Origin of the sequence: Gillisia marina (assembly GCF_000258765.1) — a bacterium.
Lineage (GTDB): Bacteria > Bacteroidota > Bacteroidia > Flavobacteriales > Flavobacteriaceae > Gillisia > Gillisia marina.
In genome coordinates this window covers 1-14,627 of the sequence record NZ_AJLT01000019.1, presented here as the reverse complement: position 1 = coordinate 14,627, position 14,627 = coordinate 1, and the positions used below count along the sequence as shown (strand labels likewise).

Here is a 14,627-nt window from a genome sequence, read left to right as displayed (position 1 = left end):
TTATTACAATTGAAAAAGCAGTCTTCGGACTGTTTTTTTTATGATTTTAATTTATCTAAAGATGTCCGAAATACCTTTTAAAGTCCTGCCATATAATTGCTTCCATTTTATAAAATAGGCTATTTTTGCACAAACATCCCATCAATGTATAAATCTATAATTAGGCCGCTCTTATTTAAATTTGATCCTGAAAAAGTACATTATTTCACTTTTGATGCCTTAAAATTTCTTTTTAAGATACCAGGAGCTTCATCTTTCCTTAAAAATTATTTTCAGTTGAATGATCCAAAATTGGAGAGAAAGGTGTTTGGCTTAACCTTTAAAAATCCGGTTGGGCTGGCTGCGGGCTTCGATAAAAATGCTGTTTTATATAAGGAATTAGATCAGTTAGGCTTCGGATTTGTGGAGATAGGAACTGTTACTCCCAAAGGCCAACCCGGGAACGATAAAAAACGATTGTTCAGACTTAAGGAAGATGCTGCCATTATAAATAGAATGGGATTTAATAATGAAGGAGTAGAGGCGGCTGTAAAACGATTGAATTCCAATAAGAATGTTTTAATTGGTGGGAATATTGGCAAGAATAAAATAACACCAAATGAGGATGCAGTTTTAGATTATAAAATCTGTTTTGAAGCATTATTTGATTATGTGGATTATTTTGTGGTGAACGTAAGCTCGCCAAACACACCAAATCTAAGAGCCCTTCAGGATAAAGAACCCTTGACGGCATTGCTTAATACGCTTCAACAATTAAATAATTCGAAGCTGGCACCAAAACCTATTCTTTTAAAAATAGCTCCAGATCTTACCGATGATCAATTATTAGATATTATAGAAATAGTCGCTGAAACTGGAATTGCAGGGGTTATCGCAACCAATACAACCATATCAAGAGAAAATATTCAGTCTGAGAATAAATCAGAAACGGGGGGCTTGAGCGGAAAACCATTAAAAAAATAGATCCACAGAGGTAATTCGATTTCTTTCAGAAAAAAGCAAAAAAGCATTTCCAATTATTGGAGTAGGCGGAATTCATTCTGCGGAAGATGCATTGGAGAAATTGGAAGCAGGAGCTAGTTTAATTCAGTTGTATACTGGCTTTATTTATGAAGGTCCCGGATTGATTAAAGAGATCAATAAAGCTATTTTATCGGCATCTAATAAAATTTAATAACACTTCCATTAGTGCTTATACAAATCATCCCTTTTTTAACAGCTTCAATATTATTAACTCTATCTCCCGGGCCAGATATTATCTATGTCTTGGTCCAAAGTATTTCAAATGGAAAAAAAGCAGGGATAGTAACGACCCTTGGTTTAGTTTCAGGGATTTTAATTCACACCAGTTTGGTTGCCTTTGGAGTTTCAGCAATAATTAAAGCATCTCCAATTTTGTTCACCTTAATTAAGATATTTGGTGCTGTTTATTTGTTTTACTTAGCATATAAGGTATTTAAAAGCGATAGTTCTATCGCGATTAATGATGTCCCGGCAAAAAGATCCAGAAATTTATTTCGGCAAGGATTTATCATGAATGTTTTGAATCCTAAAGTGACTATATTCTTTTTAGCTTTCTTTCCTGGATTTTTGTGGGAGCCAAATGGGAATACAGTTCTTCAATTTTATATACTCGGTTTTTTGTTTCTTTTACAGGCATTATTGATTTTTGGAACGGTTGCTCTTTTGGCAGGAAAGATCTCCGGATATTTACTGCAACATGAGAAATCGGGTTCTATTTTAAAATGGATACAGATTGTTGTTTTTATTGGAATAGGAATAATGATCGTGCTTTAAATTTTAAAATGATTCCAATTTCTTAATTTTCAGGCCTTAATTCATCTGAAAATTTCAATCTTCACATTGTCTCTCTTTATTTTTATATATATGCTAAAATAGTATCTTTGGGCATGGATAAAATTAAACTTATCGAATGTCCCAGGGATGCAATGCAAGGCATTAAATCTTTTATCCCAACAAAAGAGAAAGTTCAATACATCCAGTCGCTTCTTAGATGTGGTTTTGATACCATCGATTTTGGAAGTTTCGTATCTCCCAAAGCCATTCCGCAGATGGTAGATACTGCTGAGGTTTTATCTAAACTAGATCTCTCTGCAACACAAAGTAAATTACTTGCAATTATTGCTAATGTACGTGGGGCGCAAGATGCATCACAACATCCCGAGATCAAATATCTTGGATATCCTTTTTCTATTTCTGAAAACTTTCAGATGCGGAATACACATAAGACTATCGATGAATCTGCAGAGACTCTAAAGCAGATTCTAGAAATTGCAAATGCTACAGATAAGGAAGTGGTTGCTTATTTGTCTATGGGTTTCGGGAATCCTTATGGAGACCCATGGAATGTAGAGATAGTAGGGGAGTGGACTGAAAAACTATCTAAGATGGGAGTGAGTATTTTATCTCTTTCTGATACTATTGGAAGTAGTACTCCGGAGATCATTTCTTATTTGTTTTCCAATCTCATTCCAAAATATCCTCATATTGAATTTGGTGCGCACTTACATACTACGCCTAGCAAGTGGCACGAAAAGATTGATGCAGCTTACACTGCCGGCTGCAGAAGGTTTGATGGAGCCATCCAAGGTTTTGGTGGTTGCCCAATGGCCAAAGACGATTTAACAGGGAATATGCCTACCGAAAAAATGCTTTCTTACTTCAATTCTAAGAAGGCAGATTCCAATATTAAGATGACCAGTTTTGAATCATCTTATAATGAGGCTTCTAAAATCTTCACGGCCTACCATTAGTATTATCGATACTTTCTTCGGTTTCTATCGGTAAATATTATTTAAATTTAATCTAAATAAGTTTTGTGTAAGTAGAATTCGTTTCTATATTTGCACCCGAAAACAATTCACTATTTTAATTCAGTCTAAATAAACAACAAATGAAAAAGGTAATACTTTCATTAATTTTAGGAGCAACCTCAGCTCTGTCATTTTCACAAACAACACAAGACACAATTTCTACAAATCCGCAGCAGCAACAAAATGCCGCACAGCGAATTTTGGCTGCAAGTAACGGGAATGCAGTAACAATTGGTGCATATGGAGAAGTAATATACAATCAGCCAGAAGGAGATAATGGAACACTAGATGTTCAAAGATTGGTAGTTCTTTTAGGATATAGATTTAGCGATAAAGTTCAATTTGTAACTGAAATAGAATTTGAGCATGTAGAAGAAGTATTTGTAGAACAAGCTTTTGTAAACTATAACATTGCTAATAATTTAAATCTTAGAGCAGGTTTAATGTTAGTACCAATGGGTATAATTAACGAATATCACGAACCTACTACTTTTAATGGCGTAAACCGTCCGAGTATGGATAGATCTATAGTTCCTACAACTTGGAGAGAAATTGGGGTTGGGTTTAATGGTAGAATAAATAGTGCTTCTTTATCTTATCAAGCTTATTTATTTAATGGTTTTAAATCTACAGATTCAGATCTTAACGGAAAAATAGGTGGCTCGAATGGATTGCGTGGTGGACGCCAAAAAGCTATTCAGTCTACTATTAATAAGCCTAACTTTGCCTCAAAAGTAGAATATTACGGTGTTCCGGGACTACGTCTAGGTCTTTCAGGATATTTTGGAAGAACGCAAGCAGACGATGAAATAGATCACTTACAAGGAGCTGATGTTGGAATGTCTATGATTGGTTTTGATGCTAGATATGCCAAAAACAAATTTACCGCACGTGGGCAATATATACATGCATCATTGACAGATACGGATGCTTATAATGAATTAACTGGAAGTAACCTTGGAAGCGAATTATCTGGATGGTATGCAGAAGCAGCCTATAATCTTTTACCGGCAGATAACGACCAAAGACTATTTACATTTGCTAGATACGAGCAGTACGATACCCATGCAGATACAGAAGGTTCTTTGGTGAGAAACGATGCTTACAATAGAGACGAAATCACGATGGGATTAAGTTACCATATTGCTAATGGAGTTGTTTTTAAAGGTGATTACCAAATTAAAAATAACGCTGTAAGTGGAAGTGATCCTCAAAACCAAATCAATTTAGGAGTTGGAGTATGGTTTTAATTAAAATATAGCTAAGATGTTAAAAGTTGGGATAATCTTTATTATCCCGACTTTTGGCATTTTAATTGACTAAGAGTAAACAAATTGATATTTTTGCAGTATGAAATTTAGAAAATTAATTCCAATCATTTTTTCAGTACTTTTTTTGATGTCTTTTGGGATTCCAAAGAATCTAGAGAAAAAGGTAGATAAGGAAGTGAAAGATGTGTTTGAAATCTCCACCTATACTATTGTAAATGTAAAGGTTTCTTCAGAGATTAATTCAAGATTACCTTCAGAAATCACTAAAGAAAATTTCTTTCAAATTAAAACTGAAGGAAGTGTTTTAGGATATGTTTATTTAGATAAAGCTCCAAGTAAAACAGCACAGTTTGATTATTTGGTTATATTCGATAAAGATCTAAAAATTGCCAGAACCAAAGTATTAATTTATCGTGAAGAGTATGGTGGCGAAATAGGTAGCCGAAGATGGTTAAGCCAGTTCACAGGGAAATCCAACAAGGATTCTTTAGATGATATTGCCGCGATCTCGGGAGCAACTATTTCTGTGCGATCCATGAAAAATGCAATGAACGATATTTTAAAATCTGTAGCAATTCTTCATAATAAGAAAATTATTTAATGCAATATAATGGCCTTCTCCTAACTCTTCCCAAAGAGGTTAAATATTTTCTTGCAACTTTTATTGTTGTTTTAAGTGTTGGCTATTTTACAGGTTTGCTGTTTGTTAATCAAACAGAGACTACACACCCATCTGGTATCGAAGAAAATTATTTGGGAAATGAAGATGATTTAGATACGGATGTAATGAAATTTAAAAAAGGTGAGCGCGAGATGCTTACCATTATTCATACGCATATTCTTTCCATGTCTTTTATCTTTTTTCTTCTTGGAGCAATCATGCTTTTTACCAAACTTCCCACTGCATTCAAGATGTTTCTTATAATAGAACCTTTCTTTTCGGTCTTACTAACTTTTGGAGGAATCTATTTTATGTGGATTGGTGTTACTTGGATGAAATATATTGTTATGATCTCCGGTGTACTTATGACACTTATTTTTACAACATCAGTTCTTATAGCAATGTATCAGCTTCTCATTAAGAAATATAAGATTAGCTGATTTTCAGACTCTTTCCTTGTTTTAAATTACGTATATTTGCACGCAATTAAATCTTTAATTGCTATGACTGCACACGAATCCAAAATTGTTGGGGAAGGACTTACATACGACGATGTATTATTAGTTCCAGCATATTCAGAAATTCTGCCTCGCGAAGTAAATATTCGCACAAAATTCACAAAAAATATTACTATCAATGTGCCAATTATATCCGCTGCTATGGATACGGTTACAGAGAGCAAGATGGCTATTGCTATGGCTCGAGAGGGTGGTATTGGTGTTTTGCATAAAAACATGACTATAGAGGAGCAGGCCTTAAAAGTTCGTAAGGTAAAGCGTGCAGAGAGTGGAATGATTATAGATCCAGTTACTCTGCCTTTGTCTGCAAAGGTGATGGATGCCAAAAATAATATGAAGGAGCACAGTATTGGAGGAATTCCAATTGTTGATGCAGAAGGTAAATTATTAGGAATTGTAACCAATAGGGATTTAAGATTCGAAAAAAATAATAGCAGGCCAATTGCTGAGGTGATGACTTCAAAAAATTTGGTTACAGTTTCTGAAGGAACTTCTTTGGAAGAAGCAGAAGTGATTTTACAAGAAAACAAGATTGAAAAGTTACCAGTGGTTAACGATCAAGATATATTGGTCGGGCTAATTACATTCCGTGATATTACAAAACTCACTCAAAAACCTAATGCCAATAAGGATAGCTACGGAAGACTTCGCGTTGCAGCAGCTATAGGTGTAACTGCAGATTCTGTAGAACGCGCTAGTGCATTGGTGAATGCAGGTGTAGATGCAATTATCATAGATACCGCCCATGGTCACACCAAAGGAGTAGTTGAAGTATTAAAGAGTATAAAGGCGAAATTTCCTGATTTAGAAGTTGTAGTTGGAAATATTGCAACTGCTGAAGCTGCCAAATATTTAGCCGATGCCGGTGCAGATGCTGTAAAAGTTGGAATTGGACCGGGATCTATATGTACTACAAGAGTAGTAGCTGGAGTTGGATTCCCTCAGTTCTCTGCAGTTTTAGAAGTTGCAGCGGCGCTTAAAGGAACTGGGGTTCCTGTTATTGCAGATGGAGGGATTCGGTATACAGGAGATATTCCAAAGGCTATTGCAGCCGGAGCAGATTGTGTAATGTTAGGATCTCTACTTGCCGGAACTAAAGAATCTCCCGGAGATACTATTATTTATGAAGGAAGGAATTTCAAGTCTTACCGCGGAATGGGTTCTGTAGAGGCTATGAAACAAGGTTCTAAAGACAGATATTTCCAAGATGTAGAAGATGATATTAAGAAATTAGTGCCGGAAGGAATTGTAGGACGCGTTCCTTACAAAGGAGAATTAGAGGAAAGCATTCATCAATTTGTTGGAGGACTTAGAGCCGGAATGGGCTATTGTGGTGCTAAGGATATTGAAACTTTAAAAGAGACCGGGAAATTTGTAAAAATCACATCTTCCGGAATTAATGAAAGTCATCCGCACGACGTAACGATCACTAATGAATCTCCTAATTACAGTAGATAGACTTTTATCATATCGTGTTTGTCGAAGGTTCTGAGAGTTAATTTTTCCTAAGTAGGGATTACAATAAAATAGTATTGTCACTCTGAAGGTAGCGTAGTGTTGTACTGAAGAATCTCAATAAAATCGCATCAATTTAACCGGAGATCCCTCTTAAGGTCGGGATGACATGTTATTAAAATTGTTCCGGTAGCTTCCGGAGATTTAATTTGAAATTAAAAAAGCCTGCTTCAATAATTTTGAAGCAGGCTTTTTTTTCTATACTTTATTGAATTTATTCCTTAGGTAATTCTATACCTAGCTTTTTCATTACGGCTTCAGTTATATCATATTTCTCATCTGCATACGCCATTCCATTTATACTGGTATTGAAAATTTGAGTGTAATTTTGTTCAGCAACAATAAGTCGCATAGCTTCATCTATTTTTAGGTAAAGAGGTTGTGTTAATTCGTTACGTCTTATTTGCATTAACGTCGAAGCTTTTTGTCTGAAACTTTTAATATCATTTTCAAGGCCAATTATTTCAGATTCCTTAGTCGTTTTTTCCTCTTCTGTAAAAGTGGTGCTATTAGTCTGGTAGTTGGCTACCAAGTCTTCATATTTTTTTACTGTAGTTTGTAAATCTTCTTGTAGCTTTGTGTTGTAGGTTTTTAAGCTTTCATCCACGGTTATAGCTTCAGGCATTTGAGATAGAATAAATTCAGCATCTATAGTTCCCACTTTTGTTTGAGCTTGAACACTTAAACTTGTGATAAAAATGGCAAGTGCCAGTAAAATATTTTTCATGATTTTTAAATTTTTCCAAATATAGCAGACCCTTTTAAATAACCGAAAGATTAATTCCAAAAAGATCATTTTTCGTAAACCGTTGCTCTATTTGGTTTTAGTACGTCTCTATAAGTTTTGATCTCAGACTCCGGGACTACCCAAAAAGCAATTGAGTGTAACTCGTTTATTTCTTCAAAACCCGTTATGTCTCGGTCTTTAATTTTTTCAGCTTTAATAAAATCTTTTAAATGAATTTCATGATGTTTAGCAATAGGTAATGCTTCGGGACCTCTAAAATCCCAGATAAGTTTAATTTGTCTCTCCATTTGTTTTATTCATTTAATACACTTGTGCCATTTTCAGCAAAAGCTTTAAAGTCTTTCATGTATTTATAGGTTTGATTCTTGAAAGAACCGGGCATCAAAAATGCGATTATTTTCATAAAGCCGGAGCATTCAAATTCATTATCTGAAATCCATTTTGTTGAATTGCTGTCAACTTCTTCAAAATAATTCTTTTGCCGGTTGAAAACTCCCTTTGCATCATACGAGACAAAAAGCTTACTGGGTAGGTTATTTTTTTCAATAGTTTCCACCATTTCTATATTGCGCTTACCCATTTTATACTTCAACTTAGAACGTGCATCATTATGGCCCGCTTTTCCGCTAATGTGTTTATAGGAAACAAAACCCTTTTGCCAATGTTTAAAATTATTGGGGTCTTCCATTTTGGCAATTACTTCTTCTCTGGGTAGATCGATGATTATTTCTTTTGAATATTTCATCTTGGTATCATTTTAGTTGGCTATCTAAGATACTTCAGAAAATTTATTTTTTAAGGTATAATTTAGTGTATTTTGAATCGTTTACACTTTGTAGCTTGTGTAAGCTTAAGGAATTATTATTTTTGCAGCTGTATTTTTATAATAATCAGATTGTTCTGGTTTTTTTTAAGAATATTGGATTTTATTAAAGTTATCTGCCTACAATGGAGAATTATATCTCGAAATTTATACTGTTACTTGGTTGCTTAATCGTATTACAAAGTTGTAATTATTTTCAGAAGGCAGAAGAACGAGAAGTTGTTGCAAGAGTGAATGAGAATTATTTGTATTTAGAAGATATTCAAGCTTTAGTTGGCGAAGGAGTTTCTGAAGAAGACAGCACCTTAATGGTGAACAATTTTATTAATAGATGGGCTACGCAACAATTATTAATAGATAAGGCGAAATTTAACTTAAGCAGTGAGCAACAAAAAGAATTTGATGAGTTGGTGAGTAACTATAAAAATGAACTTTATAGTAAAGCCTATGCAGATGCAATGGTGGCGAAGAGATTGGATACGGCTTTAAATGAGAATGAAATTGAAGGATATTATAAGGAGCACCTCGAAAACTTTAGATTAAATGAAGACCTTGTTAAATTGAGATTTATCAATCTGAGCAATAACATGGATTTCGAGGATATAAAAAGGAAGTTTATACGCTTTAATGAAGAGGATAAATCTGACCTTGATAAGATCTCCCTTCAGTTTAAATCCTACTCCTTTAATGATTCGGTTTGGGTAGGTACAAAGTCTGTCTATAATAGAATTGTTCCTTTAAATGATGGAAATAAGTCTCAGCTTTTAAAAAAGTCGAATTTTCTTCAGCTTGAAGATTCATTAGAGGTATATTTGGTGTATGTAAACGACGTGCTTTTAAGGAACGATCAAGCACCTTTGGAATATGCAACTTCCACAATAAAACAGATCCTGCTTAATAAGCGAAAAGCCAATTTGGTAAAAGAATTAGAAAAAGATATAACTAGAGATGCAATTGAAAACAAACAATTTGAAATATATAATTAAAGGTTTAGCACTTGGAACACTCTTAATTGGGTTTCAAAGCAATGTTAATGCACAGGAAGTAATTGTTACAGATAGCACTGCGATTCAACCTGAAAAAGAAGTGGTAGAAGTTAAAGAAGAGCCTACAGAATTTCAGCGATATAAAGTTGATGGAATTGCAGCAGTTGTTGGAGGCTATGTTATTTTAGACAGCGATATAGACCTTATGTATAAGGATCTTAAAAGTCAAGGGGTTTCTACTGAAGATATTACAGATTGCCAATTGGCAGGAAGTTTATTAGAAAATAAACTCTATGCTCACCACGCAATTCAGGATAGTATTATAGTTTCTGATGTTGAAGTTAGAAGTTATGTAGATCAGCAAATAACACAAATGGTAGGACAAGTTGGCTCTATGCAAAAAGTGTTGAATTTCTATAAAAGGGATTCTGAAGATGAATTTAGAAATGAATTATTTGAGCTGAACAAGAACCAAGAGCTTTCTAAAAGAATGCAACAGAGTATTATTGAAGGAGTAGAAATTACACCTGAAGAAATTCGTTCTTATTTCGATAAAATTCCGGAAGATGAAAGACCAATTTTTGGAGATGAAGTAGAGATAGCTCAAATAGTAATTAAACCAGAAGTACCGGAAAGTGAAAAGCAAAAGGTAATCGATAGGCTTAATGAATTTAGAGAAGATATTGTGGATAATGGTGCGAGCTTTGGGACAAAGGCGGTGCTTTACTCTCAGGATCCAGGCTCTAGTAGCGATGGTGGTAGAATGGTAATCACAAGAAAAGATGGTTTAGATAAGGATTTTAAAGACACTGCATTTAGTTTGCAAGAAGGTGAAGTTAGTGAGCCATTTGCTTCCTCATTTGGATATCATATTATTAAGGTTGAAAAAGTGATTGGTCAGAATCTTGAAATCAGACATATATTATTGATTCCGGATGTTACCAATGCAACTGTAGAAAGCGCAAAAGCTCAAATAGATAGTTTGAGAACTAAAATTTTGAGTAAGGAAATCACCTTTGGAGCTGCTGCAAAACAATTTTCAGATGAAGAACAAACTGCTGCAAATAATGGGAAGTTAATAAACCCTACAAATGGAGATACAAGGTTCGAGCTTACTAAAATAGATCCGGAGCTTTACGACCAAGTTGTGAACTTACAGGAAGGTGATGTCTCTTTAGTATTAAGAGATCAAGAGCGTACCGGGAAGACTTTCTTTAAGATTATTACAGTTAATAAAAGGTATAAGGAGCATAAGGCAGATTTTGTTCAAGATTACATGAAGATCAAAGAATTGGCATTAAGAGATAAGCAATTGAAAGCTATCGCAAAATGGCAAAAGGAAAAGATCGCAGATACCTATATTAAAATAAATGGTAAATTTAGAGACTGCTCCTACGAAAGTAATTGGTTAAAGAAATAAAACACACAAATGTCTGATGTTACCGCTGTAGAAAATTTAGTCGAGAAACATCGGCTGCTTAAAAAGGAAATAGCGAAGGTAATAGTTGGTCAGGAGGAGGTTGTAGATCAAATCCTCTTATCAATTTTTTCCGGAGGACACGCATTACTAATTGGTGTTCCCGGATTGGCGAAAACTCTTATGGTAAACACCATTGCTCAGGCTTTGGGTTTAAACTTCAAAAGGATTCAGTTTACCCCAGATTTGATGCCTAGTGATATTCTTGGGTCGGAGATCTTAGATGAGAATAGGCATTTTAAATTTATAAAAGGCCCTATCTTTTCGAATATTATTCTGGCCGATGAAATAAACAGGACTCCGCCAAAGACACAGGCAGCTTTGCTAGAAGCAATGCAGGAACGATCTGTTACCGTTGCGGGAAATCACTACAAACTTAGCTTGCCTTATTTTGTTTTGGCAACACAAAATCCAATAGAGCAGGAAGGAACCTATCCATTGCCAGAAGCGCAATTGGATAGATTTATGTTTGCCATTAATTTAGATTATCCATCTTTTCAGGAAGAAGTAGATGTGGTGAAAACAACCACATCTAATATAGAGCAAGTTGTGAATCCATTGTTTTCAGCTTCAGAAATTATAGAAATTCAGCAATTGGTTAGAAGAGTTCCTGTGCCGGATAACGTAATTGAATATGCAGTAAGAATGGTTGGCAAGAGTCGGCCAAATGGTCAAGCAACTCCAGACCTTATAAAAAATTATGTAGATTGGGGAGCTGGTCCCAGAGCCTCACAGAATTTGGTGCTCGCTGCAAAAGCACATGCTATTTTAAATGGAAAATTCTCTCCAGATATAGAAAATATACAAGCGGTTGCTCCTGGAATACTCCGACATAGAATTATAAAAAATTATAAAGCGGAGGCTGAAGGAATTACTGAAGGGCAAATCATTCAATCCTTGTTTTAGTTATTCGATAATTTTTCTAGTATTTTAAGGGCTTTAAGAGCTTCTTGATTAAATTACATTTACTTCTTTGCAAGAAATATTCTCTCTTGTCATCCCGACGTCCCGATACCTATCGGGAGGAGGGATCTCTAGTTAATAAAATTTTTATTGTTGAGATTCTTCAATTCGTTTCACTTCTTTCAGAATGACAAATGTACTCTATAGGTCATATCGATTGTCCGGATAGTTATCGGTAACGAGATGATTTAGGAATCTGAAATTTCGTTTCGTTAAGACAATAAAAGCTCATTTTTGAATTCTGCTTATTTACGCCTGCTCTTCAATTTATCCGTGGAAATATAATTCAGTTTCTTAATTCAATTCAAGATTCTCAATTATCATATTCTTAAATTTTCATTTCATTTTTAAGTCAAATTAAAGTTTTGAATTTAAAACTGGGGTTTGTTTAAAATATCCTTAATTATTATTCAATTTCTGCACTAATTTTTAAAATCCGGTTGAATTTCGTAATTTCGCAAGACTTTTTTAGAACATAAAATCAATTAAAATATGGCATACGATATAGATATGATCAAGAAGGTTTATAGCCAAATGGCAGATCGTGTAAACAAGGCACGTGAAGTTGTTGGGAAGCCTTTAACTCTTTCAGAAAAAATACTTTATTCTCATTTATGGGACGCAGATTCTAATCAGGCATTTAAGCGCGGGAAGGATTATGTAGATTTTGCTCCGGATAGAATTGCATGTCAGGATGCAACTGCACAAATGGCGTTGCTGCAATTTATGCAAGCTGGAAAAAAGAATGTTGCAGTTCCTACTACGGTTCACTGTGATCACTTGATTCAAGCGAAAATGGGAGCGGCTTTAGATTTGGTTTCAGCAAATAAGTCAAGTCATGAAGTATTTGAATTTCTAGAATCTGTTTCCAACAAATACGGAATTGGATTTTGGAAGCCTGGAGCAGGGATCATACATCAAGTTGTATTAGAAAATTATGCATTTCCTGGAGGAATGATGATAGGTACAGATTCTCATACTGTAAATGCAGGGGGACTAGGAATGGTGGCCATTGGAGTTGGTGGAGCAGATGCTGTAGATGTTATGGCTGGTATGGCTTGGGAGCTTAAGTTTCCAAAATTGATTGGAGTTAAGTTAACTGGGAAGCTTTCCGGATGGACTTCTGCAAAAGATGTTATTTTAAAAGTTGCCGGTATACTAACCGTTAAAGGTGGTACCGGTGCAATTATTGAATATTTTGGCGAAGGTGCTCGTTCTATGTCTTGTACAGGAAAAGGTACTATTTGTAATATGGGTGCAGAAGTAGGTGCTACAACTTCTACTTTTGGATACGACGATTCTATGGAGCGTTACTTAAATGCTACAATTAGAGAAGATGTTGCTGCTGCAGCAAATGAGATTAGAGAGCATTTAACCGGAGATGATGAAGTTTATGCTAACCCGGAACAATATTTTGATGAGGTAATAGAAATCAATTTATCTGAATTAAAACCTCACTTGAACGGACCATTTACTCCGGATCTTGCAACTCCTATTTCAGAAATGAGAGAGAAGGCAAAAGAGAATGATTGGCCACTAAAGGTAGATTGGGGACTAATAGGTTCTTGTACAAATTCATCCTATGAAGATCTTACTCGTGCAGCGTCAATTGCAAAGCAAGCGGTAGATAAAAACATAAAATCAAAATCTGATTTTGGAATTAACCCGGGATCTGAAACTATTCGATTTACGGCAGAAAGAGATGGATTACTTCAAATTTTTGAAGATTTAGATGCTACCATTTTCACCAATGCTTGTGGGCCATGTATTGGGCAGTGGGATAGAAGTGATAGAAAAGGGGATGAGAAAAATACGATTGTACATTCTTTTAACCGAAACTTCTCTAAAAGAGCCGATGGGAATCCAAATACCCACGCGTTTGTAGGTTCTCCAGAAATGGTGGCTGCGATAGCAATTTCCGGAAGATTAGATTTTGATCCAACCAGAGATAAATTATTAAATGAAGATGGGGAAGAAGTGTTTTTGGATGAACCAACAGGGATAGAACTTCCTCCAAAAGGATTCGATGTAGAAGATCCTGGGTATGTTGCGCCTTCTGAGGATGGTAGCGAAGTTGTAATTAAGGTTGCTAAAGATAGTGAGCGTTTACAATTGTTGGAGCCTTTTAAACCTTGGGATGGTAAAAACCTTACAGGAGTTAAATTGCTTATAAAAGCATTTGGGAAATGTACCACAGATCATATTTCGATGGCAGGACCATGGTTAAGATATAGAGGGCATTTAGATAATATTTCTAATAACATGCTTATTGGGGCAATAAATGCTTTTAATAAAAAGACCAATTTTGTGAAAAGCCAGATAGATGGTGAGTACGATGGAGTGCCAGCAGTGGCCAGAAAATATAAAGCTGCCAGGATTTCAACTATCGTTGTAGGAGATCACAATTATGGAGAAGGTTCTTCTAGAGAGCATGCGGCTATGGAGCCAAGACATCTTGGAGTTATGGTAGTTTTGGTAAAATCTTTTGCTAGAATTCACGAAACTAACCTTAAAAAGCAAGGAATGTTAGGGATCACTTTTGTAAATGAAAAGGATTACAATCTAATTCAGGAAGACGATACTTTCAACTTTGTAGATCTAGCTGAATTTACACCAGATAAGCCATTAACGGTAGAGGTTGTGCACGCAGATGGTAGTAAGGATACTTTTAAGGCAAACCATACTTATAACGATTCTCAAATTGAATGGTTCAAGCAAGGTTCAGCTTTAAACCTGATAAAGATCCAGAATAACGCTTAGGCGAAAACAGAGCAATTTGAAGCTCACCTCGAGATGTTAAACCTCTTAATGAGTGAAAAAAGCAAACCCCG

The 14,627-nt window shown here is 35.2% G+C and carries 13 protein-coding genes and 1 pseudogene; 11 read left to right on the top strand and 3 right to left on the bottom strand.

What is annotated here, in order from left to right:
• The first annotated feature begins 144 nt into the window (after nt 1-144).
• From ON07_RS14590 to guaB, 7 genes and pseudogenes are all read left to right on the top strand, one after another.
• Nucleotides 145-1,174, top strand: a pseudogene (locus tag ON07_RS14590) (quinone-dependent dihydroorotate dehydrogenase).
• A 14-nt stretch (nt 1,175-1,188) separates the two neighbouring features.
• On the top strand, nt 1,189-1,797 hold the full coding sequence (locus ON07_RS05070; RefSeq protein ID WP_010228721.1) for a LysE family translocator: 609 nt from the start codon (nt 1,189-1,191) through the stop codon (nt 1,795-1,797).
• A gap of 113 nt (nt 1,798-1,910) precedes the next feature.
• Complete coding sequence (locus tag ON07_RS05065; protein ID WP_010228720.1) at nt 1,911-2,774, top strand: hydroxymethylglutaryl-CoA lyase; 864 nt, start codon at nt 1,911-1,913, stop codon at nt 2,772-2,774.
• A gap of 140 nt (nt 2,775-2,914) precedes the next feature.
• Nucleotides 2,915-4,084 (top strand): porin family protein, encoded by a 1,170-nt coding sequence (locus tag ON07_RS05060; protein ID WP_010228718.1) that lies wholly within the window; start codon nt 2,915-2,917, stop codon nt 4,082-4,084.
• A gap of 100 nt (nt 4,085-4,184) precedes the next feature.
• Complete coding sequence (locus tag ON07_RS05055) at nt 4,185-4,706, top strand: FMN-binding protein (RefSeq protein ID WP_010228717.1); 522 nt, start codon at nt 4,185-4,187, stop codon at nt 4,704-4,706.
• Complete coding sequence (locus ON07_RS05050; RefSeq protein WP_010228715.1) at nt 4,706-5,206, top strand: hypothetical protein; 501 nt, start codon at nt 4,706-4,708, stop codon at nt 5,204-5,206. Before ON07_RS05055 ends, ON07_RS05050 begins: the two co-directional genes overlap by 1 nt.
• Before the next feature lie 63 nt (nt 5,207-5,269).
• Nucleotides 5,270-6,742, top strand: coding sequence for an IMP dehydrogenase (guaB, locus tag ON07_RS05045; protein WP_010228713.1), 1,473 nt, complete (start codon nt 5,270-5,272; stop codon nt 6,740-6,742).
• A 271-nt stretch (nt 6,743-7,013) separates the two neighbouring features.
• Here guaB and ON07_RS05040 read toward each other — a convergent pair whose 3' ends face one another.
• From ON07_RS05040 to ON07_RS05030, 3 genes are all read right to left on the bottom strand, one after another.
• The gene (locus ON07_RS05040) at nt 7,014-7,526 is read right to left on the bottom strand and encodes an OmpH family outer membrane protein (protein WP_029331511.1); all 513 of its coding nucleotides are present in this window, start codon (nt 7,524-7,526) and stop codon (nt 7,014-7,016) included.
• Between the two features lie 65 nt (nt 7,527-7,591).
• The gene (locus ON07_RS05035; RefSeq protein ID WP_010228709.1) at nt 7,592-7,834 is read right to left on the bottom strand and encodes a hypothetical protein; all 243 of its coding nucleotides are present in this window, start codon (nt 7,832-7,834) and stop codon (nt 7,592-7,594) included.
• Between the two features lie 5 nt (nt 7,835-7,839).
• Nucleotides 7,840-8,292 carry an SRPBCC family protein gene (locus ON07_RS05030; RefSeq protein ID WP_010228707.1) on the bottom strand — a complete coding sequence of 151 codons (453 nt, stop codon included), beginning with the start codon at nt 8,290-8,292 and terminating at the stop codon, nt 7,840-7,842.
• Nucleotides 8,293-8,495: 203 nt separating this feature from the next.
• On the opposite strand from ON07_RS05030, the gene ON07_RS05025 reads away from it, so the two are divergent.
• From ON07_RS05025 to ON07_RS05010, 4 genes are all read left to right on the top strand, one after another.
• A complete protein-coding gene (locus ON07_RS05025) occupies nt 8,496-9,356 on the top strand; it encodes a hypothetical protein (protein ID WP_010228705.1) in 861 nt (286 codons plus the stop codon).
• Entirely contained in the window at nt 9,319-10,776 is a 1,458-nt protein-coding gene (locus ON07_RS05020) for a peptidylprolyl isomerase (protein WP_010228703.1), read from the top strand. Before ON07_RS05025 ends, ON07_RS05020 begins: the two co-directional genes overlap by 38 nt.
• Nucleotides 10,777-10,785: 9 nt before the next feature.
• A complete protein-coding gene (locus ON07_RS05015) occupies nt 10,786-11,739 on the top strand; it encodes an AAA family ATPase (protein ID WP_010228701.1) in 954 nt (317 codons plus the stop codon).
• Nucleotides 11,740-12,288: 549 nt separating this feature from the next.
• A complete protein-coding gene (locus ON07_RS05010; protein WP_010228699.1) occupies nt 12,289-14,556 on the top strand; it encodes an aconitate hydratase in 2,268 nt (755 codons plus the stop codon).
• Nucleotides 14,557-14,627: the final 71 nt, after the last annotated feature.

What these genes read in the sequence shown, in the direction of transcription:
- guaB (WP_010228713.1), top strand. Translation starts at nt 5,270, where the DNA reads ATGACTGCACACGAATCCAAAATTGTTGGGGAAGGACTTACATACGAC.
- ON07_RS05055 (WP_010228717.1), top strand. Translation starts at nt 4,185, where the DNA reads ATGAAATTTAGAAAATTAATTCCAATCATTTTTTCAGTACTTTTTTTG.
- ON07_RS05025 (WP_010228705.1), top strand. Translation starts at nt 8,496, where the DNA reads ATGGAGAATTATATCTCGAAATTTATACTGTTACTTGGTTGCTTAATC.
- ON07_RS05060 (WP_010228718.1), top strand. Translation starts at nt 2,915, where the DNA reads ATGAAAAAGGTAATACTTTCATTAATTTTAGGAGCAACCTCAGCTCTG.
- ON07_RS05065 (WP_010228720.1), top strand. Translation starts at nt 1,911, where the DNA reads ATGGATAAAATTAAACTTATCGAATGTCCCAGGGATGCAATGCAAGGC.
- ON07_RS05020 (WP_010228703.1), top strand. Translation starts at nt 9,319, where the DNA reads ATGCAATTGAAAACAAACAATTTGAAATATATAATTAAAGGTTTAGCA.
- ON07_RS05015 (WP_010228701.1), top strand. Translation starts at nt 10,786, where the DNA reads ATGTCTGATGTTACCGCTGTAGAAAATTTAGTCGAGAAACATCGGCTG.
- ON07_RS05010 (WP_010228699.1), top strand. Translation starts at nt 12,289, where the DNA reads ATGGCATACGATATAGATATGATCAAGAAGGTTTATAGCCAAATGGCA.
- ON07_RS05040 (WP_029331511.1), bottom strand. Translation starts at nt 7,526, where the DNA reads ATGAAAAATATTTTACTGGCACTTGCCATTTTTATCACAAGTTTAAGT.
- ON07_RS05050 (WP_010228715.1), top strand. Translation starts at nt 4,706, where the DNA reads ATGCAATATAATGGCCTTCTCCTAACTCTTCCCAAAGAGGTTAAATAT.
- ON07_RS05030 (WP_010228707.1), bottom strand. Translation starts at nt 8,292, where the DNA reads ATGAAATATTCAAAAGAAATAATCATCGATCTACCCAGAGAAGAAGTA.
- ON07_RS05035 (WP_010228709.1), bottom strand. Translation starts at nt 7,834, where the DNA reads ATGGAGAGACAAATTAAACTTATCTGGGATTTTAGAGGTCCCGAAGCA.